Origin of the sequence: Paenacidovorax caeni, from assembly GCF_001298675.1 — a bacterium.
GTDB classification, from domain to species: Bacteria; Pseudomonadota; Gammaproteobacteria; order Burkholderiales; family Burkholderiaceae_C; genus Paenacidovorax; species Paenacidovorax caeni.
Genome location: NZ_CYIG01000001.1, coordinates 81,464 through 103,908, shown reverse-complemented (window position 1 = coordinate 103,908; position 22,445 = coordinate 81,464). Strand labels below are relative to the sequence as shown.

At 59.7% G+C, this 22,445-nt stretch carries 14 protein-coding genes and 1 tRNA gene; 10 read left to right on the top strand and 5 right to left on the bottom strand.

The window, feature by feature from the left end; translation table 11 throughout:
- The first annotated feature begins 320 nt into the window (after positions 1 to 320).
- Genes mads1 through mads8 form a run of 8 tightly spaced genes read left to right on the top strand, consistent with a single transcriptional unit; the run spans position 321 to position 17,325 of the window.
- Entirely contained in the window at positions 321 to 536 is a 216-nt protein-coding gene (gene mads1, locus BN2503_RS00485; RefSeq protein WP_054254674.1) for a methylation-associated defense system helix-turn-helix domain-containing protein MAD1, read from the top strand.
- Complete coding sequence (gene mads2 / locus BN2503_RS00480) at positions 529 to 2,571, top strand: methylation-associated defense system DNA methyltransferase MAD2 (protein ID WP_139235317.1); 2,043 nt, start codon at positions 529 to 531, stop codon at positions 2,569 to 2,571. The genes mads1 and mads2 overlap by 8 nt, the downstream gene beginning before the upstream one ends.
- Positions 2,568 to 3,902 (top strand): methylation-associated defense system AAA family ATPase MAD3, encoded by a 1,335-nt coding sequence (mads3, locus tag BN2503_RS00475; RefSeq protein ID WP_054254673.1) that lies wholly within the window; start codon positions 2,568 to 2,570, stop codon positions 3,900 to 3,902. Before mads2 ends, mads3 begins: the two co-directional genes overlap by 4 nt.
- On the top strand, positions 3,902 to 4,555 hold the full coding sequence (gene mads4, locus BN2503_RS00470; protein WP_139235318.1) for a methylation-associated defense system protein MAD4: 654 nt from the start codon (positions 3,902 to 3,904) through the stop codon (positions 4,553 to 4,555). Before mads3 ends, mads4 begins: the two co-directional genes overlap by 1 nt.
- Positions 4,552 to 5,925 carry a methylation-associated defense system restriction endonuclease subunit S MAD5 gene (gene mads5 / locus BN2503_RS00465; RefSeq protein WP_054254671.1) on the top strand — a complete coding sequence of 458 codons (1,374 nt, stop codon included), beginning with the start codon at positions 4,552 to 4,554 and terminating at the stop codon, positions 5,923 to 5,925. Before mads4 ends, mads5 begins: the two co-directional genes overlap by 4 nt.
- Positions 5,925 to 10,103 carry a methylation-associated defense system protein kinase MAD6 gene (gene mads6, locus BN2503_RS00460; RefSeq protein WP_054254670.1) on the top strand — a complete coding sequence of 1,393 codons (4,179 nt, stop codon included), beginning with the start codon at positions 5,925 to 5,927 and terminating at the stop codon, positions 10,101 to 10,103. The genes mads5 and mads6 overlap by 1 nt, the downstream gene beginning before the upstream one ends.
- Entirely contained in the window at positions 10,103 to 11,776 is a 1,674-nt protein-coding gene (mads7, locus tag BN2503_RS00455) for a methylation-associated defense system protein MAD7 (protein ID WP_054254669.1), read from the top strand. Before mads6 ends, mads7 begins: the two co-directional genes overlap by 1 nt.
- A complete protein-coding gene (gene mads8, locus BN2503_RS00450) occupies positions 11,773 to 17,325 on the top strand; it encodes a methylation-associated defense system ATP-binding protein MAD8 (RefSeq protein ID WP_054254668.1) in 5,553 nt (1,850 codons plus the stop codon). Before mads7 ends, mads8 begins: the two co-directional genes overlap by 4 nt.
- Before the next feature lie 133 nt (positions 17,326 to 17,458).
- Here the strand turns inward: mads8 and BN2503_RS00445 are convergent, their stop codons facing one another.
- The 5 genes from BN2503_RS00445 to BN2503_RS00430 form a co-directional block, all read right to left on the bottom strand.
- Positions 17,459 to 18,508 (bottom strand): site-specific integrase, encoded by a 1,050-nt coding sequence (locus BN2503_RS00445; RefSeq protein ID WP_054254667.1) that lies wholly within the window; start codon positions 18,506 to 18,508, stop codon positions 17,459 to 17,461.
- Complete coding sequence (locus tag BN2503_RS19205) at positions 18,505 to 19,431, bottom strand: replication protein RepA (RefSeq protein ID WP_074930052.1); 927 nt, start codon at positions 19,429 to 19,431, stop codon at positions 18,505 to 18,507. Before BN2503_RS19205 ends, BN2503_RS00445 begins: the two co-directional genes overlap by 4 nt.
- On the bottom strand, positions 19,428 to 19,889 hold the full coding sequence (locus BN2503_RS20655; RefSeq protein ID WP_199445233.1) for a hypothetical protein: 462 nt from the start codon (positions 19,887 to 19,889) through the stop codon (positions 19,428 to 19,430). Before BN2503_RS20655 ends, BN2503_RS19205 begins: the two co-directional genes overlap by 4 nt.
- 636 nt (positions 19,890 to 20,525) lie before the next feature.
- A tRNA-Pro gene (locus BN2503_RS00435) sits at positions 20,526 to 20,602 on the bottom strand.
- 21 nt (positions 20,603 to 20,623) lie between these two features.
- Entirely contained in the window at positions 20,624 to 21,553 is a 930-nt protein-coding gene (locus BN2503_RS00430) for a polyprenyl synthetase family protein (RefSeq protein ID WP_054254761.1), read from the bottom strand.
- A gap of 216 nt (positions 21,554 to 21,769) precedes the next feature.
- Here BN2503_RS00430 and rplU point away from each other — a divergent pair, with 216 nt between their 5' ends.
- Positions 21,770 to 22,081, top strand: a complete 312-nt coding sequence (gene rplU / locus BN2503_RS00425) for a 50S ribosomal protein L21 (protein ID WP_054254665.1) — start codon at positions 21,770 to 21,772, stop codon at positions 22,079 to 22,081.
- Between the two features lie 14 nt (positions 22,082 to 22,095).
- Positions 22,096 to 22,356: a 50S ribosomal protein L27 gene (gene rpmA / locus BN2503_RS00420; protein WP_054254664.1), complete on the top strand. Its 261-nt coding sequence runs from the start codon at positions 22,096 to 22,098 to the stop codon at positions 22,354 to 22,356.
- Positions 22,357 to 22,445: the final 89 nt, after the last annotated feature.

Sequence of the window (22,445 nt, the reverse complement as noted above, 5' to 3'; positions counted from 1 at the left end):
CTCGTGGTGCTGCCGTGCCCCGTGCCATTTGCGACTTGTGTGTCGTCACGGTGCCGTGAGCGTGCCGTGTGGGTGCCACCAAGGGGGCGAGTTGGTTCATCGCGGTGTCAATTGCGTGCTGCGAAGGAGCAGTTTGGTGTCACCATGGTGCTGGAGTGGTCAGTCAACCAAGTCGATGATGATTCCACCGCAGGTTCAAACGGTCTCATTCGGCTCAAACCTGGTCAAACCGGCTTCAGCCTCGTCAGGCTGGCTTACACTGTGTTCAACTGTCGCCGTTGTCACGGTACGTTTCCGTTCACATGTGCATGGATATTGATATGGACGACCGCTGGCTTTCCGTGGATGAAATCGCTGACTATCTTGGCGTTGCCAGGGACACCATTTACTCCTGGGTCACCTCCAAAGGCATGCCGGGGCACAAGGTCGGGCGCTTCTGGAAGTTCAAGAAAGAAGACGTGGACGCCTGGGTGCGGGAAGGCGGTGCCGCCTCTGGCAGCGACGACTTTGACGACAAGGAGCCGCGCAATGCCTAAGCAGCGCCCCACACAGGACAACAGCGATATGAGTGACCTCGATCTAGAAGCCCAAGCGCCCGAGAGTGCGCTCGAAGAGGGTAAGGTCTTTGACTACATCACTGGCAAGCAAGTCAAAGAAACCGACAAGGAGCGGGTGCGTCAACGCATTGCCCGCGCCATCATTCATGAATACGGCATTGCCGCCGAAGACATGGAGCCGGACTTCAAGGTCAAGCTGCACGGCAAGAACCGCAAGATTGATATTGCCATCTTCAAGCCAGGGCAACCTCACACCGAAGACAACCTCTACCGCGCCGTTGTGGTCGAGAAAGAGCCCAAGATCGGCACCAAGGGCGCTTACCGCATGCGTGACCCGGAAGAGGCGCGCAAAGAGTTTGAGCTGCTCGAAACCGTGATGGCCGAAGTCGATAGCTGCGACTACGGCCTGTGGACTAATGGCCTGGAATTTTTCTTCTTCAAGAAGGAAGTCACCCGCTTCGACACCAAGTTCAAGCCCATCGGTGACTGGCCCCTGGGTGATGACACCTTCAGCGTCGAAGGCCGTTCCATGGGGCGCTTGCGCCGTGCCGAGCCGGAAATGCTGCGCATCGCCTTCCGGCGCTGCCACAACTACATCCACGGCAATGAAGGCATGCCCAAGGACGCTGCGTTCTGGCAGTTTCTGTATCTCATCTTCTGCAAGATGTATGACGAACAGCAGCCCAACGAAGCGCGGCAGTTCTGGGTAGGCGCGTTCGAGCCCTTTGACCCTGCTGGCCGTGAACAAATCCGCAAGCGCATCAAGCCGCTTTTCGAGGCGGTCAAGAAGAAGTACCACGGCCTGTTCAAGGGTAACGAAGAAATCACCCTGTCCGACCGGGCGCTCGCCTTCATCGTTTCCGAGCTGGCACGCTATGACTTTGGCCGCACCGATGTCGATGCCAAGGGCACGGCCTACCAGGAAATCGTGGGCACCAACCTGCGTGGGGATCGTGGCCAATACTTCACCCCCCGTGGCGCCATTCGCCTCGTAGTGCAAATGCTCGCCCCCAAGGAACACGAGCGCGTGCTGGATTCATCGTGCGGCACGGGCGGCTTCCTGGTTGAAACCCTGAACTACCTCAACAAGCAGTTCCAGGAAGAGAAACGCGTCAAGGCCGGCGAAGAGAACACCGATGAATTTCTGTCCATTCGCGAGCGGCTGGCCAGCTACACCGCCAATAAGCTCTTCGGCGCTGATTTTGACCCCTTCCTGGTACGTGCCGCGCAGATGAACGTGATGATGGCCAGCAACTCGCTGGGCCACCTCTATCACATGAACTCGCTGGAGTTTCCACGCGGCGATCTGCCGGGCGTTCAGCCCGCCAGAGACCACATGCCACTTGGCTCCATCGATGTGCTGATGACCAACCCGCCGTTTGGCTCCGACATCCCGGTCACCGAAAAGACCATTCTGGAGCAGTACGAGCTGGCCCGCCGCTGGGAGCGGCAAGGCGACGGTTTTGTGATGGGCAACGCCATCAAGCCTGCGGTATCACCCGAAGTGTTGTTCATTGAGCGCTGCGTCAAGTGGCTCAAGCCCGGTGGCCGCATGGGCATCGTCCTGCCCGATGGCATCCTCGGCAACCCCGGTGACGAATTCATCCGCTACTGGATTCTGCGCCACTGCTGGGTGCTGGCCAGCATCGACTTACCGGTGGAGTCCTTCATCGTCGAAGCCAACGTCAACATCCTCACCAGCCTGCTTTTCCTCAAGCGCAAGCCCGAGGAGGTCATCCAGGCCGAAGATTTGGGGCAAAAGCAGGACTACCCCGTCTTCATGGCCGTGGCGGAGAAGGTGGGTTTCGACCGCCGTGGCAACACCCTCTACAAGCGCCACCCCGATGGCGAGGAAATCCTCATCGATGTCACGGTAGAAGAAAAGGTGCGCAGGGGAGGCAAGCTTGAAACCCGCATCTTGCATCGCAAGGAGCGCATTCTTGACGACGACCTGCCCGAAATCGCCAAGGCTTACGCCGAGTTTCGCGCCAATAACCTGGAGCCAGGCCCATGATCACCCGGCTGGAAGCCACCCGCTACCGCTGTTTCGAGCGCCTGGGCATCGATGTCGGCGACTTCAGGGTCTTGGTCGGGGCCAATGGCTCGGGCAAGACCACCTTGCTCGACTTACCCGTGCTGCTGGGCGAGCTGCTGCGCACGAACAACGTGGCGATCCCCTTTTTGGAGCGACGGGCCGATCTTGCGCCGCGCGCTGGTAGCTTGAGCGAGCTGGTGTTTGCAGGCCGGGGCAACGACTTTTCTCTGGCGGTCGAGGCGCGCCTGCCCGACGACATTCAGAGCAAAGTGCTGGGCGGCATGTTTGAACGCCGCAATGAGCGTGCGCGCCAAGCGCTTCAGAACGACAGCGCGCGATGGCCTACTCATATCCGCTACGAGCTGGGCCTGCGCATCGGTGAAGAACGCAATCTTCAGGTGGTTGCCGAATACCTGTTTCTGTTCCCCGAAGCGCATCAGCCCGACCGGCGTCTGGCCGGGCTCCATGGCGTGGCTGCAGAAGACCAAAAGAATTGGCACTTGATCTTGAAACGCGAATTTGGCTATCAGGCCGAATTCAACCCCGAAACTCCCCAGGCCAAGAATGCCCAAGTCGGCCTGCCAGACACCCTGCTGGCCATGCCGCGCGTGCTGTTCGAGGCCGAGGCCGGATACCCGGCAGCTCGCTGGTTGCTCGGCCTGCTGACTGCGGACGCGGTATTCCTTGATCCCGATTGGGCCGCCATGCGCCAGGCCAGCCCGCCAGGGCAGCCCAAGGTCATTACCGCCAATGGCCGCAACATCCCGTGGCTGGCGCTGGACTTGAAGCGCGAGGGCGCCAGCAAAGACGCTCCGGCTGCCTACCGCAGCGAACGCTATGCCGACTGGATCGCGCACGTGCAAACGGCGCTGCCGCAGATCGTGGACATCGACGTGCGTGAGCGTGAAGACGATCACCACGCCTACTTTATGGTCAGCTACCGGGGCGATTTCAAGGTGCCGTCAGCAGGGTTGTCCGAGGGCACGTTGCGCATCCTCACGCTGACGCTGTTGCCGTACCTGAGCAAGCAGCCCGCCATTCTGGTGACGGAAGAGCCGGAAAACGGCATCCACCCCCGCGCCATCGAGGCAGTATTGCAATCGCTCTCGTCCCTGTACGACAGCCAGGTTTGGGTGTCTTCGCATTCGCCCGTGGTGCTTGCCCGCGCCAAGCTAGACCAGTTGCTGTGCGCACGCCTTGCCAGCGAAGGCGGCGTGGAAATGGTGCCGGGCACCGAGCACCCGCGCCTGCAGGAATGGCGCGGCGGCATCGACCTGGGCAGCTTGTTCGCGGCGGGGGTGCTGGGATGATGCACAAGCGCCCCTGCGTCATCTTGGTGGCCGACAGCAACATGGCCGCCGCCTTTCGTGGCTTTTTTCAGCGCGAAGGGTGGCATCTGAGCCTGGGTTGCGCACCGTTCGAGATCAACACCCAAGTCGGCGCTGACCTGATCGTGGACGAGGGCGGCAACGACCCTGGCGTCTATACCAAGGGGCATGAGTTGCTGCGCCCCTACCAGTCCAGCCACCAGCACGCCATCGTCGTGCTCGATTGCGAATGGGACGGCTCGCCGGGCAAGGCCGCCATCGAGGCCCATATCACCGAGCAGTTGGTGGCCAGTGGCTGGGCCGACGGTGCGGTCAAGGTGATCGCCATCGACCCGGAGCTTGAAAATTGGCTATGGCAAGACAAGCCGCAGGTGGCCCAGGCCCTGCGCTACAAGGGCCAGCCGCCGCTGCGGCAACTGCTGGCTGACAGAGGTTTGTGGCCGCTGGACGCAGCCAAACCACCACGCCCCAAAGAGGCCGCCCAATGGGTGCTGAGGCAAACCCGCCAGCCCCGCTCTTCGGCGATCTACCAGCAGTTGGCCGCGCAGGTTTCGACCAGGGGCTGCACCGATGCGGCCTTTGGCGAACTGCACGCCACCCTGCAAGCCTGGTTCGCGCCGGAGGGGACGGCATGAGCGGCCCGAAGTGGAAGGCCGTGCGCGCGGCCTGGCTGGAGGAAGGTGGGCGTCGGCTGGACTGCAACCCGTATATGTCGGGTGCGCTGGAGGCGCGGGATGCGCTGAGGCGCCTATCGAAGACGGAAATACTTTCGGACGTTACGGAGCGAATTTTTCATGCTGGCCGCGAAGGGCGCACATGGGTGGATGACCCTCGGTATGGCATCCCGTTTATGGGTAGCTCGGATATTCTCTCGGCAGACCTATCAACCCTACCTTTGATCTCTAAGAAGCAGGTTGAGCGCAACCCGCTTTTCAAGCTGGGAGAGGCGTGGACTCTGATCACGCGCTCAGGCACGATTGGTCGTATGGCCTACGTTCGGCCAGACATGGCCGGTATGGCTTGTTCAGAGCATGTGCTTCGCGTTGTCCCCAAACCAGATCGCATTCCACCGGGCTACCTATACGCCTTCTTGTCCAGCCGATACGGCGTGCCCTTGGTGGTTTCGGGCACCTATGGCGCCATCATTCAGCACATTGAGCCGGAGCACATTGCGGATTTGCCGGTACCGCGATTCGAGTCCAACTTCGAACAGAAAGTAGCGCAGGCGGTCGAAGCGGCTGCTGTTGAGCGTGTTGCGGCATCTCAGCATCGTCGCGCGGCGATTGAGCTGTTAGAAGCCAAGATTGACTGGAGTGATCAGCCTAGGCCCATTGCAATTGCTCCGATGGCTTCGTCTTTGCTGGGCAGAATGGACGCATTTCACTACTCGCCACGCGTGGAGGCGGGTCGATCTGCGCTGTCGTCCCATCGCAGCGTCCGGCTGGGCGATCAGGTTGAACGAGTCTTTGAGCCCAATCGAGGGTCGCGGTTGAAGGTCACAGACCCTGCATTTGGTGTGCCCTTCCTTTCGTCTTCTTCAGTATTCGAATTGAACCCCAGCGCGGAGTATCTGGTGTCGCGATCGCTGACGCCACATCTTGAAGGACTGCTGCTTTCCGACTGCGATGTACTGCTGCCTCGAAGCGGTCAGCTTGGCGGGATCATTGGCCGTGCGGTGTTGCCTCTACCGATGAACGTAGGCCAAGCTGGGAGTGAGCACTTGGTTCGGGTGAGGTGTCATTCGCCATCAGATGCAGCCTACCTGTGGGCTGTACTGGCATCTGAGCCAGGGTACTGGGCACTGATCGGTACGGCGTTCGGATCGTCGATCCCGAGTCTCGATTCCTCTTTGATCAGCGAACTGATGGTTCCATGGCTGTCCGAGGCAGATCGGCAAGAAATTGCCACGCTTGCTAGTAAAGCGGTGGCAGCGCAGAACAAGGGCAACGAACTAGAAGCAGCAGCGGTTGAGTTGCTAGAAGAAAAAATTAGGAAGGGAAGCTGATGGCTAAAGTGATCCCCGTAGGCCAACCGGTCAACGACGCCGAACGCGCCGCGATCGCCCACCTGCGGGATCGCTTGCCCGACAGCTACACCCTGCTGCACAACTTCGAGATCGAGCGCCAGGGCGAGCGCTTTGAGATTGACCTGGCGTTGCTCACACCCCATGCCCTGTACCTGATCGACGTGAAGGGCACGCGCGGCAGCATCGACGTGTATGGCAGCAAGTGGTACCCCGAGGGGCGGGCGCCGTTTCCGTCGCCCCTGGCCAAGCTGCGCGGGCACGCGCGTACCGTGAAGGGCTTGATCACCCAGGCGCATCCGGGGCGGCACGAGCTGGATGACATTTATGTGGATGCAGCCATTTTGCTGACCGCGCCGGACGCCCATCTGAGCGACCGCGAACAGCTCGATGCAGACCGGGTGGTGAAGCTCAAGGACGCCGAGCGCTACTTCAAGGATGCCACGCGAATTCCGCCGCGCTTTTCCCGGAGCATTCTGCAGCAGCAGGGCTTGATACTGCATGCCTTGAAGGTGGTGAAGCCCGCGTCCAGCGTGCCGCGCTTTGGCCACTGGGTGGTCAAGGAAAAGCTGGGTGCCGCTGCCACTTACACCGAATACCGCGCCGAAAACGCCTTTGCCGGTGGCTCGGCCCGCTTGCGGGTGTACCAGGCCGACCCTTATCTTCCGGACGCCGAGCGCCAGGCGCAAACCCTGCGCATTGCCAATGCCTACCGGGCGCTGTCCAAGCTGTCGCTGCACCCCAATATCGTCGCGGCGCGGGATTTCTTCCCCTCCGATGACGACAAGTCGTTCATCCTGATTCTGGACGATGTGCCGGGCCAAGCGCTCACCGTGCATATGGCGCGCCCGCAATTGGCGCTGACGCTGGATCAGAAGTGGCGCGTGGCCAAAGACCTGCTGGCCGCGCTGGTGCACGCCCACCAACACGCGGTGGTGCACCGCAACCTGACGCCGAGCGCGGTGCTGGTTGGGCAGGATGGCACCACCCGGCTGACGGACTTCGACTTTGCCAAACCCAGCGTGAACCGCAGCCAGACGATTGCGGCAGACATTGTGGAGCTGGTGGACAAGGCCTATGTGGCACCAGAAGCCTTTCGCGAACCAGGGGCAGCCACTGCCGCGTCGGACATCTTCTCGGCGGGGGTCATCCTCTACGAGCTGTTTACCGGCGAGAAGCCTTTTGCGGGCGAGCTCACCACGGTGTGGGACCGGGAGGGGGAGTTTCTGCACAAGCCGTCGGCGCTGCGGCCCGAGCTGAACGCCGCGTTTGATGTCTGGTTGCAAAGCCTGTGCGCCTTCGATGCGGCCCAGCGGCCAGGTGCTGCAGCAGCCTTGGCCAGCTTGCAGACCTTGCTGCAACCGGTGCCGGTAGCTGCCGACCAACCCCAGGCCAGGCCCAGCGAGCCTGCCAAGCCGGAGCGGGAGCCGGAAACCACTGCACCGGAACCCATCGACTACCTGAACCTGTCGGCTGGCCATCGGCTCACACACAAATTCATTGTCGAGAAGAAGCTGGGACGCGGCAGTTTTGGCGTGGTTTACAAGGTCATCGACACGCTGGGCGATGTGGCCCGCACGGTCAAACTCATCGTCAGCGACCGGCATTCCACGCTGGAGCGCTTGAAAAAGGAATACCGCCATCTGGTGCAAATCCCCGAGCACCCGCATGTGGTGCGCGTGCTGGACGCCGATGTGATTCCGGATCGCGGCATCCCCTTTCTGGTGTTCGAGTACGTGGAAGGCGCGGATGTGGGCGACATGATCCGCGATCACATGCTGTCGCCCGAAGATGCGCTGGAGCTTGGCAAGCAGGCGATTGATGGTTTGGTGCACCTGCATGCCCAGGGATTTCACCATTGCGACATCAAGCCGCGCAATCTGTTGTGGACGCAGAAGGGCGCGAAGATCATTGACTTCAATGTGTCGGTGCGTGCCGACGACAAGGAGTCGCGTGGGGGTGGCTCGCGCCGCTACCTGCCGCCGGACTTTGACCCGGAGGTGATCCCGCACAACGGCGAGCGCGCCGATCGTGACTTGTACGCGCTGGGGTTGACGCTGTATGAGGCGCTGACTTGGCGCTACCCCTGGGATACGGCGGAGCCCCCCATCAACAAACCTGCGCCCGACCCGCGCGAGTTTTCGGGTTTCGCCGATCTGGCCCCCGAGCTGGTGAGCGTGGTGCTCAAAGCCATTGCCCCGCGCCGGGCTGAGCGATATCACACCGCCGTTGATTTCCGCGATGCGCTGGCCGAGGTGCGCCATGCGCGCCGCATTCAAGCCGTCAGCGTGGCGGCCATGTCGGCGGCTGTTCGCAGTGGCCAAGCCGTTTTGGTGGAGTCAGCGCCAAACAGCAATGCCTTCGTCTCGCATTTGCTCACGCTCTACAGCCAGAGCAGCCGCAGCAATGCCGGCACACGTGGCATGGATGCCTTGGGCCATGCCGCCTACGTGGAGACGGAACTGGATCGCAAGCTGTTGCCAGCGGTTTTGCAGGGCGAGTTTCGCCTGGTGCTGATCTCGGGCAACGCAGGTGATGGCAAGACAGCGTTTTTGCAGCGCCTGGAAAAAGAGGTGGAGGCACGCGGCGGTGCAGCGCATCGCGGCCTGCCCAATGGCAGCGAGCTGAGCCTGGCGGGCCAGCGCTTCCTGATCAACTACGACGGCAGCCAAGACGAAGGCAACAAGGACAACAACCAGGTGTTGTTGGACTTTCTGGCGCCCTTCAGGGGCGAAGATGCCAAGGCTTGGACGCCACAGGAAATCCGCCTGATTGCGATCAACGAAGGTCGGTTGGTGGATTTTCTGACTACGCATGAGCGGGACTTTGCGGCGTTGACAGCCTTGGTTCGGCGCGCGTTTGCCAGTGGCGAGGCCGAGTCTGGCGTGGCGCTGGTGAACCTGAACCTGCGCAGTGTGGTGGCAGAAGCCGAAGGCGGCTCAATTCTGGAGCGGACGCTGAACACCATGGTGCAGCCAAGCCACTGGTCAGCCTGCGAGCGCTGCGACCTCAAGGACAGTTGCTATGCCTTGCACAACGCCCGCAGCTTCCAGGACGAAATTGCCGGCCTTCGCCTGCGGGAGAGGCTCAAGACGCTGTACACGATGGCGCACTTGCGCGGCCGCTTGCACATCACCATGCGCGATCTGCGCTCGGCCCTGTCCTTCATGCTGATAGGCAACCGTGACTGCGCCGAAATTCATGCGGTTTATGCTGCTGGCCGTTATGACGAGGTCGCCAACAGCTATTACTTCAATAGCTGGATGGGAGGTGGCCGACCGACATCGGATCGCCTTCTCGCGCTGCTTGGTGAGCTGGATGTGGGCAGGCAGGAAGACCCGCGTTTTGACCGGGGCCTGGATTTCGTGCAGCCAGACGACCGTGCGTTGTTCCGCTTTGAACGGCGTGGGCGCTTTGACTTCGAGGTATTCAAACGCCTGTTTGCTGAGTTGCCGCGTGGCGTGTCTGAAAGCACGGTTAGGCAGCGTGCCCGCAGGCACCGCGCGTATGTGGCGATGGCCCGCCGCAAGCACTTCTTCGAACGGCGTGATGCCAGCTGGGAAACGATGCTGCCTTACCGTTCTGCGAAGCGGATGGTGGAGATCGTGCGTGGCAAGGCATCGCTGGACGCACTGACGGGTGAAATCCTGTATGCCATTAACCGGGGAGAGGGGCTGCAACGGCCGGAGCGTCTCGGGCAAAGTCTGGCACTGCAATTGCGGCAGGTGGATCACGGCACCATTCGCAGCTACCGCCTTTTCCCCGTGGAGGGGTTTGACCTGCAGGTCCAGGACTTCGCGGCCAAGGCGCGGTTCGTTGAGCACCTGCCCACCGGTTTGTTGCTGCGTTTCCAGGGCCAGGGTGCGGGCGCCACGGTCAGTGAGCTGAGCATCAACCTTGATGTGTTCGAGATGCTGATGCGCCTGAATGAGGGCTACCGCCCCAGCGTGGAAGAGATGCAAGGCTTTTATCTTTGCCTGGGTGTGTTCAAGAACAGCCTTAATGCGCAGCCCTACAGCGAAATTTTGCTGACCACCACCGGACACGATTTCTACCGGCTGGCGCGCCATGACGATGGACGTGTAGAGATGCGCTTGTTGCAAGGGGCGGCAGAGGGGCATAAGGGGCAGGCCCTCGTACAAGACATGGAGGGGCAGTGATGGCCTTGCAGAAGAAAGACCGGGAGTTCCGTCTTCCCAAGATCAGCTACCTTGACTTCAAGACCATCGAGATGGATCGTGTCCTCACGGGTTTGTTCGAGCGGTTGGAGCACGGTGGCTACCCGAGTGTTTTTCGTGACAAGCGTGAACTGACGGTGGAGAAGTTTGTTGCGGACATTCTTGAGGCGAATGACCGTTTTTTGGGATTTTCACAGCACCGCGACATCGTCACGCGCTGGGTCGAAACCCATTTGATGGACATCGTTAACCGAGGGAGGAAGAACGCCGCAGTGGCTGGCCCCCGCCCTTTGCACGGCTACACCTACCGCTTTCGCAACCCCAAGCATTCGCGCGACTACGGCGCTGCGCAGCATCTGTACCAGATGCTGTATCACGCACGACAAAGGTCGGGGCACAACGCCATCGAGCACCTGAAGAGTTTTTTCTTTGATGGCTTCGACAAGCTCACGCGCGAGCTGAACGACAAGGCTTTGACCGACATCGAGACGGGCACGCTCTTGCACTTTCTCTCGCAGCGCAAAGACACGGCGGACACACGGGCAGGCGGTGATCGTTTTGCACCGGTGTGCATCGGCGCTGCAGATTTGATGGCCGAGGACATTCAGCGCTTACTGTTCTACAAGTCTTTCATGCCGCGATCGGTGATGGTGGAGTACCTGAAGGTGCTGCTGGCCTTCCATCTGGCCCTCTACCATCTGCGTCTGCTCAAGCTCTTGCCGGCCTGGCAAAAGCTGGGAGGTGCAAATGCGCTATGCGCCGAGGCGACATGCCCTGTAAAGCCGCGTGAACCCCATCAACCGCAGGGCGACTGTCCGTACAAGCTGGGCCTGTTCGTCGATCTGTCAGGGAACGCCGAATCCGATACTGTTGCATTGGCCGAACGCAGTGCGGACGGGTACTACCGGCGTATTCCGGGTTTCGTGCGCGCCTACTTCGTGGCCAAAAAGCTGGACGAGTTTTCCGAGCATCTGGTTCGACGTGGCAAAGTGATTCGCCCGTTGAATTCGGTGTTCTCAGTGGGTGAGCTGTATGGTTTGCAGGGCGAACCTTTTGCGGAGGAACGCGACAAGTTCTTCGGGGAGCGCCTGGCAGGTCTTTTGGAATCACTGTCCGAAGGCGACGCGGGTCTGGACTCGGAAGTCGAGGCCATCACCAAGATGGGATTGTCGGATTTCGAGACCTACATTGAAATTCTCGTGGCGCTGCGTGGGGCCTTCCATCGGAAGTACATCATTGAGTCGTTGGACTCGACGATGCTCAAGAACAGGCCTGGTGCCCTGCTGGCGCAAACCCGTGCACGCAACGCCCCACGCCGTTTCACTTTGGATAGCCGCTTGCTGGAGGTGTTGCTGCAAATCGCGGTGTTGCGCCCTGGTGGCGACAAGGGCTACTTCACCGGAGAGATGCGGATCGACGATCTCCTGGCCTTCTTGCGCGAGCGCTATGGCTTGTATATCGATCAGCTACCGCCGGGGGAAGGCTTCGCAGCACCCACCATTGACGAGCGCAAAGCCTTGCGCAGCAATGTTCAGGCATTCACTGCGCGGCTGCGCGAAATCGGGTTTTACCGCGATTTGTCCGATGCCTATGTGACCCAGACCGTTGTGCCGCGCTACACCATTGCAGAAAAATTAGAAGGAGCGCGCACATGAGTCAAGGGCTGCGCGAACTGACCAGCCACGAGTTGAATGCGGCGCTGGAGTCGGTGCTGCTGCCAAGGCTGGCCGACGTCTTGGCCGCGCGTGGGCTTGGGCATTGCATGCGAGTTACCGACCTGGATCGCGATCTGATGATCCGTCTGGCTGGTGGGCTGCGAGCCAGAGTGCCGTCAGCCAATGTGGTGGTCTTGGCCGATGAGGCGCTGCGCGCCCAGGCTCCCGAATTGGCTGTCTCAAGTACGAAGCTGGTGGAACTGCGCAATCCGCTGCCCAACGACGAGTTGCGACCAGCTCTGTTGGTTTTCGTGCCCAACGACTTGCGGGCGTCGGCTGAGGACTCGTTTGGCGTGGCCACATTTGAAGCGCTCTCGGTCGACGGTGTTTATGCGGATCTGAATGCCCAGTTGCTGATGGAGGTTCCGGTGCCGCTGCGGCTGGCGGTCGATGCTGGTTTGCGCGAGCTGCGGCGTCATGACGCGTTCTGGCCCTATGCTGACGATGCGGCCATAGCCCGCTACCTGATCACCTGCCAGATCAACGATTTCGATCTGGATGCGATGGGGGCGGCACTGTTTGAGCTGGCGCTGGTTCCCGATTTCGAGTGGCTACAACTGCCAGAGCGTGCGCCTGCACGATTGGCACGCAATCGGGAATGTGTGGAGTGCATTACCTGGTCCACCAAAACAGAGCGTGTACGTGCTTTGGAGCTGGGTTTGCTCGACCCGGTGTTCTGCAAGCAACTGGGAGAGTTTTTCGCACGCACCGGTGTTGCCAATCCAAAGGAATGGACACGGCTGATCGTTCGTGATCGTGCCAACTGGCCATTGGCGTTCAACAAATGGCTATTCGAGGATGGGGGAGTCAACCCCGATGCCGTGTTCATCGGAGATGTCGATTTGCCTGACCTGCCGGTGATCAAGGAGGATGAAGAAGACCCAAGGCTCTCGGAGTTGATTGGCCATCGCGTGTTGCCGATCTCAAAGACCGGGTTGAAGAAGTTCAGCGTGTCCTTCAGGGTAGATCCTGTTCCGTCAAAGGTAGAAGGCCTGGCGCGGTTTGTGGCGGAGGTCGTTTCGCGCGACAACGGCCCGACTGGGCTACGTCGCCGCAAGGCCGCATGGAGCAAGAACACAGACGCGGGACTGATCTCATTCACCTCCATCGGCAAGATTGATTGGGAAGAAGGTTGGCATTTCGTTCGCGTCTATGCCGAAACGGAGAACGGCGAACGTATTCCGCTGGCTGATGATCAGGGCAACTCGATTCGTTATGGAGGGGGTTCAGGAGAAGGTCACGCGTTGTCACACGAGAGTGATCTTTTCTATGTTGTCACCGATGATGAGGTAGAGGTCGAGCCACCGCAGCGCGCTGTCCCGCGTGAGCCCAGCCTGATGCACGCATTGCTGCGAGCGCGTTTTGCGGCGGTGGTTCAGGATCGCGATCCTGCTGCGGTCTCGGTCACAGGTGCTGCCTGGCTGGAGCGCAGCAGCAAGCTCGCCAGCAGCGCTGAAACACTGGAGGTTCGCCTTGGGAAGGAGGGCAAGGCGAACGTCCTGGTGTCGGGCGTTTTGGCAAATCTGGAACGCGCATTCTTGGAAGACCCAACAGGGGTGAATCGGGTCAGGCTGTCGATCAACGCTGCCGGTAGCTGCACCCATTCATCGGTTTCTTTCAAGTGGCCCGCTTCCGAGGAGGCACAAAAATTCCAGGAAGCGCGCGCCACATTTTTTGCCACGCTTTTGCAGGGCGATCGACGTCTGATCATGCAAGCGTGCGACATGCTGGGCCTGCTTGATCCAGTACAGAACTACGCGGCCGCCTATCTCGCCTGGATCGACGCAGTGCTTGCACGATGCGGCTCATCCTCGGACACGCCGATGTTCCGGCAGGCGTTCGAAGAACTGCGTTGTGCGCTCACCATTGACTCGGTGAGCCTGGTATTGGAAGACTATCAAGGTCGGCGACGGGACGCCGTGTTGTTGAGTCCGACCCATCCGCTGCGAGCCAGTTGGCATGTGGCTTGGAGCCAACTGGGCCAGCGGTGGTTGGAGCGCAGTCGCGAAAGCAGCCGTGAGTTCGTAGTCCCGGTGCGGGATGCCGTGCTCAAACAGTTGGCGCCGGTTGCTTTCCCTCCTGTGATGCCTTTCGGAGAAGAGTTGGGCCGGAGCGCCTTGGCCGTGGACAACATCAATCCCTTCTGGTCGCTGTACGCGGCGACCGACGAGGAAGACCCCCGTGGCTTGGTGGGCGAGGTGTGTTCGGCACTGGGCTTACCCGAACCTGCGATTGGCGGTGCGGCAATCGACAGCGCTTATCTGGGTGCGCGAGTGCAACGTTACTTGATTCAGCATCCGTATGTGGAAACGTTGACCATTAATGCATTCAACGCCGGTCGTGCGGCAGTCTTGGCCGAGGTGCTGCTCGGTCTGCAAAGACGCCCCGAGTTCGCCGACCTGCGCTATGACATCCGCTTGTTCGCGCTTGACCCTGCTGCACCAGCAACAGGTGAGGCCTTGCTCGAACTCCTCGCGCCTGACTTGGGTACCAATGCGAAGGAAGCGGATGCTTTCTCGACACCGACCGACAGCCACCTGCATCCGAAGTTGCGGCTGGCGATTCGAGCGATCCGTGAGTTCCGCGACGACCCTCAGGCTCATGCCGCACACTTGTCTTTCCTGTTCGATCTGTTTCCTGCTGAGGAAATTCGCGCGGTTGATGTTCAGGATTCAGACGATGCCTCGTTCGTTCATGGCCTTGTCCAGCCCTTTGAGGTGGACTACCTGGAGGACGAACAGTCGATTACCTGGTTGCGCCGCCCGCTGCACGGCGTGCCCCAACCGATCGAAGGGGCCGAGGCCGTATCTGACCTGATTGGGGGACTTTCTCGCTCGGTATCGGTCGCCGTCGCGACTTTGGCGCGCAGTCAGTATTTGCCTCATGCACGCCCGGTAGTCGCCTTGAACTTGTCGGCCGATGAACGCGCCATGCTGCACCAGGTTCATGAAGTCAGTGACTGGGTGATGACCATTGACCGTAACCTAGGCATTGAGTTTTTCGATCATCGGCGTCATGCCACTCGCCCCGACTATTTGATCGATCACTCGCCGGACATGGCAAATGCTATGAGTCATCGGCTGGTGATCACCTCACGCTCAGTTGCAGAGTTGGAGGCACTGCTGTCCCCGATTTTGCGTGACTATGACTTGCCATCCTCTGAACGTCATGCGTTGGTGCTGTTGGATCAACTGCGTTCGTTGTCGGGGCGGCTGGCATTGAAGTTGTTGTCTTCACCGTCACAGCGTGCGGAGGCGATGGGGCTTGCTCTGTCGCGATTGTTCCTGGAGCACCAAGGCGTGTTTCAGAATCAGATTGTGGTGCCATTGGACGCTCATTTGGAACTGTACAAAGCGCTGCGTCAGAACGCGGAAGAACTCGGGGATGGGGTGAACTTCCGTCGCACTGACCTTGCCTTGTTTGATCTTGACCCAGACCCCGCGAACAGGGTGATCACCTGCCGACTGGTGGAAGTGAAGTGCTATTCTCAAGTCGGTGATCTGTCTGCCTATGAGCAATTGAAGGCCTCGATTGCTGAACAGATTGAGCAGACGGAACACGTACTCGCACATCACTTTGACCCCAAGCTGGGTGACGCGGAGCGTCCCGATCGCGCTATCAAGAACCGTGATCTGGCTGCATTGCTGGGGTTCTATTTGGATCGTTCCGAACGCTATGGGGTGGTGTTACCCGAGGCTGCGCAGGAGGCACGCTTTTTTCTGCGCCGTCTTGACGAAATGCCCTACACCCTGCAGTTCACTCGCAGTGCCGTTGTATTTGATTTCAGCAAACCCGGCACGGAGCCTGCGGAGCATGAAAACGGCATTGAGTTCTACCGCATCGGGAGTAACTTGATTCGGCAATTGGTTGAGGCTGCGGTGATAGATACCGAGACGCTGGCCAGCGTGCAGACTGCACGGTCATCGGCCGACATGAGTCGCGAGGTGACGCAAGAGTTGCTTCGTCGCAGGACGCTGGCGCCTGCCGTGCCTACCTTCGAGACAGCCGCATTCCTGAGTCCGCCTCGTGACCGCACACTGTCGTGGGACGAAAGTCCGCGAATGTCGTACTCGGATTCTCGACCGGCAGTTACTACCCAGGTGAGTGAGCCTGAGCCGAAGCTGTTCTTGTCGCCGTCTGCCAGTGTGACCTCAAAAACACCTACCTCTACCCCTGAGCGTGCGGTGACGCAGCACCCCATGGAACCGCGTGCCGATGCACAAGTGGAAAGAATGAGGGGCGAAGAGCCTAGGCTGCTTTCAGCCGAAGCACCAATCGCCCATAGCCATGCAGCCTACGACATCATGTTGGGCGCAACAGGGCCGACACCCCAGTTTGGTTTGTTGGGGGAGGTCTCCGGGCGCAAAGTGGCGCTCGATCTGAACCAGACCCACACGATCAGCCTGTTTGGGGTCCAGGGAGGGGGGAAAAGCTACACACTAGGCAGTGTGGCGGAGATGGCCTCGATGGCAATCCCCGGTATCAACTGCTTGCCGGAGCCTCTGGCTACGGTGATTTTCCATTACAGCCCGACGATGGATTACAAGCCGGAGTTCACATCGATGGTTGGGGCCAACAGTGTGGAGGATCAAGTCAAGGCGCTGAGGGACACGTATGGGGCCTCGCCCAGGGCTCTGAGGGACGTTGTGTTGCTAGTGCCGGCAGACAAGATCGAGGAGCGGCGTGCTGAGTATCCGGATGTTGAGGTTTTGCCTCTTCAGTTCTCAGCGTCGGAGCTAAAAGCGTCGCATTGGAAATTCCTGATGGGAGCCGTGGGAAATCAGGCGACTTACATCCGGCAGATCATGCGCATCATGAAGTCCATGCGCGACGACATTACGTTGGATGGGTTGCGCGCTGGTATTGACGCATCGTCTGTTCCCGATCACCTCAAGGAAATGGCCAGGATGCGCCTGGACTTGGCTGCAGAGTACATCAACGATACGACCTCATTGAGTGATGTCGTTCGACCGGGGCGGCTGATCATCGTGGATTTGCGGGATGAGTTCATCGAAAAGGACGAAGCTTTGGGCCTATTCGTTGTGCTCTTGCAGATGTTTGCTGACGCGCGAATCAACGGCCGCAGTTTCAACAAACTGGTGGTCTTCGATGAGGCTCACAAGTACATCGAAAGCCCTGACCTGGTAGCCGGACTGATCGAGGTCGTTCGTGAGATGCGGCACAAGGGTGTGAGCATCATGGTGGCGAGCCAAGACCCGCCGTCGGTACCAGTGAGCCTGATCGAGCTATCCAGCCAGATCATCATGCACAAGTTCAATTCACCCGCCTGGTTGAAGCACATCCAGAAGGCGAATGCAGCATTGAGCAATTTGACGCCAGAACGCATGGCGCTTCTGAAATCGGGAGAGGCCTATGTGTGGTCGAGCAAAGCGACTGATGACTCGTTTTCCAAAGGGGCCGTGAAGCTGCGTTGCAGGCCTCGGGTAACTCAGCACGGCGGCGCTACGCGGGTGGCAGTCAAGGATTGAAGGAAACTTTGGCGAGGCGAGTGATTCTGTGTGCTCAGCCCCTCGGTCCGCTATTACGGTGACTATGCTTCATACGGCGATGTGGTGTCGGACTGTCGTGGATAAGTGAGCATGACAATCCGACACACAGGTTTTATGACGCTGGCTCGATACGCCACTTCGTGCATGGCCCACGACTGCGAGGCTTCACAGGGCGTTCGACTTCAACCCGCAGAGGACGAAGGCGGTGCCCTTTGCTGGCCTGGCCGGCGGTGCCATACAAGCGCCGGGTTTCGGCGCTGATGTGCCCCAGTCCACGGCTTGTGGCTTCGTCATCGCCGTTGGCCTTCAGATCGGCGGCAAACTGGTGGCGGAAGCAGTAGGCCGTGATCGGTTGCTTGTGCTTGGGCCACAAGCTGCGTGCTAGGCGGCGTATCTCCACTGTCAAATTGACGGCGCTTCTGACCTGCGCGAACACCCGCGGCTCCGACTGGGTATCCAGCAACTCGTTGACGACAACGACTAAGGGGTGGGGGTCATTGGTGTCATAGGAGATCGTGCGAAGCGGTTGGCCTTGCGAGTCTTTAACCTTTGCGCCCCGGATGCGGAGATGGATCAGCAATTTGCCTGTGACTTCGTCTTTCCCGCGCCAGATGTCAATGCCATGCACCAGCTCACTCGGGCGGCACCCGGTCAGGGCCAGCACAATGAGCGAGAACAGGTACCGGCCACCTACAGCGCGCTTGCACAGGTCAATGCGCCAATTGGCCGGTAGCCCGGCCAGTGACTGACGCTTGCTGCGGCGTTTGGCACGCTCACCTGTCATGCCTTGCTGCCGCAGGCGTTGTAGCGCTTGCAGGTGTTTCAGTTGCAGAAAAAATCGCAGGTGAAGAATTTCTGCGGCTTGTACTGCTGGAGCGTTCAACTGTCGCGTCAGTTGCTCCTGCTGTGAGAAAAGGAAGTGTTCCAGTGCTATCAGGCGTTTTCGAAATGTGGTCACACACCTTGTTGATTGAACGACCGCAAACAAGCCACCTTCAACGTGTCGCGCACGTTGAAGAAGTTGCTGCGCTTGTCGCTCGTATTCAATCTTCGTCTTGTGCGAGGTGCTGCGCTGTTCTTGAACATCTGGGGATCGCATGGCATCCAGGATTGCCTGGCAGCGGTTTGCCAACTCCTGAATTCTGAGGGTTAGTTCGTTCATGCCGCCTCCCGATTGACTGATGCGCTGTGTGCAGCTTGCAGTGGTGCGTTGACCGAAAACCAGGTTCTGGGTGGCACGGGCGGAGCTGATTGACGCAACTCGATTCCACCGCGTTGGACGGCCACCCGCGCTGCTGGGTAAACGATCAATACCTTCTTCAAGGCGAGCTTGAAACTGGTACTGAAGTCCCCGTGTCCGTGCGTGCCTCGATATTCTTGGCCGAACTGGCATTTGAGCGTCCGCCAAGGAAGCCACAGTGGCCAGTGGTTGATGCGGTGAAGGCGATGCGCGAGCCAGACGTAAACATCCAGTGCCAGCGCTGATCCGCGAAGCGCGTGCAAGGCACGAGCGTCGAGAGGGACTGAGTGTTGGACCAGCTCATCAAAAAAACTGGGATCCAACATGAGCGTTCCAGGCCAAGTTGTGCGTCGTGTGTGATCGGCCGGAAGCCATGCGTCAATGCGCTTGATGGCGGTCTCGTTGACGGTGCGCCCGCAATAACCCATCTGTAGTCGGGACGCGGCTAACGCATGCAGCTGGTCTCGCAACGTGGAATACCAGTGTCCCTGTCCGTCATACCCCAGCATCTGGAGGAACTCCGAGGCGCTGCGGCCAATGAAAATTTCAGGGTGGCGTGAGCGTCTGGCAAGAGTCGATATCCAGATCAACGCGAGGCGCGGTACAGCGCCGTGAGGAACAGGCTGAAGAATGGGGCCATTGCCAAGGTCAATGGCTCCAGCTTGAACATACAACCATCCCTCGCCTGATTGCCGCATAAATTCTCGGGCCACAGTAGGGCGTCGCGGAAGGCCAAGCGAGCACAAGAGTGAATGGTGAAAGGCCAGGTCGTCACCGGCAGGCGCGGTAGCACGGATCAGTTCACCATCCGCCAACAGCTTATCGAGCAACTTCTGGGACTTCATTTTTTGCCCCCTGCGCGCTGCTGGACTGTTGGGTTTTGCCCGTCCCGGCGCGCGTACGCAGGCCGCTCTGCCTTAGTGAGCCGTTCTTGCGGTCGTGCGGGCGGATGCGGCTCGGCGGGCTCTGCCGTCCGTCTCTGGTGTTGGATGGAAGCATTCAGCTCCTGCCAGCGAGCGCGGGCAAGCTGCTCCACTTTGGTGGGCCGTCCTCGCGGGCGTTTGGGCGGTGGCGGCTCGGCCGGGCGAGTCGAGTTGATCCAAGCCAGCACGTCGTGCTCGTACCAGCACAGGCGACGGCTGTTAGGCAACTTGAAAGGACGGGGGATCAGGTGCTGATATTTTTTGTTGGTCGCGCAGGTGCGAATCGTGTTCGCTGTTTTCCCGATTTGCTCGGATAGCTGCTCTACAAATAGGATGCAATGCGACTGGTTTTCTGCAGCCGTGTGAGATTTTTTGGTCATTGGTCACCATTCACTGAACATCAGCGGCTTTGCCGCCGAACACCGCGCGTTGCGCGCGGCACGTGGGAACTCAGTGAAGGTGATGCCGAGGAGGTGGAGTGTCGTTGCTCGGCTTGTAATCGGTGAGGCTGCCTGCAGGTGGCAGCGGGAGAAAGAACTCAACGCACGAGATGATGCGACGCACGAGCCACGGGAACGCGCAAAAAGGTGACCCCACGAACGTTAGCAGCGCGCAGATCAACGCAACTGTCAACAACTTCCCAGCGACTGGATTGAGCCAAGATAGTGCTTGGATGTGCTCAGCCGCAAAAGCAACGAAAAGACTCAACAAACCAACCACACAGGCCATCCCGACCAACCGAAATCCGGCGGCCTCAATGATGCGCGGCTGTTTGAGGTGTAGTTTCACGTGGATGCTGCTATCAGCGACTATGAATGACAGTACGGTAAGGGCACACTCGCTGCCCGTCAAGTGCCTCCGACCGCTGAAAAACGACCTTCGTAGTCACAAACATACAGAGTTTTGGGACAAATTTGGGACAACGACGGGACAAATTTACTCTCAATCGGCATGAATGACGATTCAAAGCAAAAAGCCCAAGTGGTTGATTCACTTGGGCTTTTTCTGTGGTGTCCTGGTCGGGGTGAGAGGATTCGAACCTCCGGCCTCTACGTCCCGAACGTAGCGCTCTACCAGGCTAAGCTACACCCCGATGGTGTTCCTCTGTTGTGCTTCAAGTTCGGCGAGCCAACAGCTGAGCCGCTAATTGTAGCAAACTCGCGGAGTACATATTGCTTGGAATGCAAGCCAGCGCGGTGATGGCGCGCTGAGCTTCCGCGTGGGCAGCCGCGCGGGCTACCTCAAGCGCGCCCGTTTCTTTGACGATGGCAACAATTTTCTCCAGAGACTCTGTGGAGCCTTGTTCAATCGCGTGGCGCACGGTAGCGGCTTGCTCTGGGGTGCCGCGCTGCATTGCGGCGATCAGTGGAAGGGTGGATTTGCCTTCGCGTAGATCGTCGCCGATGTTCTTGCCCATCTCTGCGGTATCACCGTCGTAGTCGAGTACATCGTCAATGATCTGGAAAGCGGTGCCTAGCGCTTGTCCGTACGTGGCGCAGGCGGCTTCGATGGCGGGTGGGCTGCCTGCCAGAATGGCGCCCAGCTGAGCGCTGGCTTCAAACAGCTTGGCGGTCTTGGATCGAATGACGCGCAGGTAGCCTGCTTCATCCAGGGATGCGTCGTGCATGTTGATGAGCTGCTGGACTTCCCCTTCGGCGATCACGTTGGTCGCCTCCGACAAGATTTCCATGATGCGCATGCTGCCTGCTTCGACCATCATCTGGAACGAGCGCGTATGCAGAAAGTCGCCCACCAGAACGCTGGCGGGGTTGCCGAAGCTTTCGTTGGCGGTGGCGCGACCGCGTCGCATCGTGGATTCATCTACCACATCATCGTGCAGAAGGGTGGCGGTGTGGATCAGCTCCACGACGGCGGCAAGATTGAAGCGTTGCGCCCCTTCATAGCCCAGTGCGCCGCACACCAACAGCAGCAATGCGGGTCGTAAGCGCTTGCCGCCGGCTGCAATGATGTAGTGCGATATCTGCCCAATCAGCGGCACGCTGGTGGTAAGGCGCTGGGCAATGACGCGATCGACCGCGCGCATGTCGTCGGCGATGAGTGCGAGGGGCGAGATGGCGGGATTGGGGGTTGAGGTCAAGATGGGAAGCGCTCGCAGGAAGATGGAGGCATGCGGTGTGCACGGGATTATAGGAAGGGCGCTCGTGCAAAGGGTGGGTGCGGGCGCAAATTGGCGTCCGTGCTACAATGCTCGGCTCTGCGGAAATCCGTCTGCAGAACTCTCCAATCCAAGAGGTTATCCATGTACGCGGTCATAAAAACCGGCGGCAAGCAGTATCGCGTTGCTTCCGGCGAAAAAATTAAGGTAGAACAGATTGCTGCGGACGTTGGCCAGGAGATCGTGATCGACCAGGTTCTGGCAGTCGGCAACGGCGCAGAACTGAAGGTGGGCACGCCCCTGGTGTCCGGCGCCACCGTGAAAGCCACCGTCGTGGCCCACGGCAAGCACGACAAGGTGCGCATTTTCAAGATGCGTCGCCGTAAGCATTATCAGAAACGCCAAGGCCACCGCCAGCAGTTCACCGAGCTGCAAATCGGTGCGATCACTGCTTAATCGGAGTTTGAGTCATGGCACAGAAAAAAGGCGGCGGCTCTACGCGAAACGGGCGCGATTCCAAGCCCAAGATGCTCGGCGTGAAAGCTTTCGGCGGTGAGCTGATCAGCGCAGGCTCGATCATCGTGCGCCAGCGCGGCACCAAGTTCCACCCCGGCTCCAACGTGGGCGTGGGCAAGGATCACACCCTGTTTGCGCTGGTGGACGGCCATGTGTCGTTCGGCACCAAGGGTGCGCTGAGCAAGCATACGGTGAACGTGACCCCGGCCGCCTGAGGTCCCGTCACTTTGAGCTGTTGCGAAGCCCCGCCTTGCGGGGCTTTGTGCTTTTCAGGGCAGGGCCTGTTTTGTCTAAACTGGATACC

Coding starts and splice junctions, on each gene's coding strand:
- mads8 (WP_054254668.1), top strand. CDS start 11,773: ATGAGTCAAGGGCTGCGCGAACTGACCAGCCACGAGTTGAATGCGGCG.
- mads6 (WP_054254670.1), top strand. CDS start 5,925: ATGGCTAAAGTGATCCCCGTAGGCCAACCGGTCAACGACGCCGAACGC.
- rplU (WP_054254665.1), top strand. CDS start 21,770: ATGTACGCGGTCATAAAAACCGGCGGCAAGCAGTATCGCGTTGCTTCC.
- mads1 (WP_054254674.1), top strand. CDS start 321: ATGGACGACCGCTGGCTTTCCGTGGATGAAATCGCTGACTATCTTGGC.
- mads3 (WP_054254673.1), top strand. CDS start 2,568: ATGATCACCCGGCTGGAAGCCACCCGCTACCGCTGTTTCGAGCGCCTG.
- mads2 (WP_139235317.1), top strand. CDS start 529: ATGCCTAAGCAGCGCCCCACACAGGACAACAGCGATATGAGTGACCTC.
- BN2503_RS00445 (WP_054254667.1), bottom strand. CDS start 18,508: ATGAACGAACTAACCCTCAGAATTCAGGAGTTGGCAAACCGCTGCCAG.
- BN2503_RS20655 (WP_199445233.1), bottom strand. CDS start 19,889: ATGACCAAAAAATCTCACACGGCTGCAGAAAACCAGTCGCATTGCATC.
- mads7 (WP_054254669.1), top strand. CDS start 10,103: ATGGCCTTGCAGAAGAAAGACCGGGAGTTCCGTCTTCCCAAGATCAGC.
- mads4 (WP_139235318.1), top strand. CDS start 3,902: ATGCACAAGCGCCCCTGCGTCATCTTGGTGGCCGACAGCAACATGGCC.
- rpmA (WP_054254664.1), top strand. CDS start 22,096: ATGGCACAGAAAAAAGGCGGCGGCTCTACGCGAAACGGGCGCGATTCC.
- mads5 (WP_054254671.1), top strand. CDS start 4,552: ATGAGCGGCCCGAAGTGGAAGGCCGTGCGCGCGGCCTGGCTGGAGGAA.
- BN2503_RS19205 (WP_074930052.1), bottom strand. CDS start 19,431: ATGAAGTCCCAGAAGTTGCTCGATAAGCTGTTGGCGGATGGTGAACTG.
- BN2503_RS00430 (WP_054254761.1), bottom strand. CDS start 21,553: ATGCGCGCGGTCGATCGCGTCATTGCCCAGCGCCTTACCACCAGCGTG.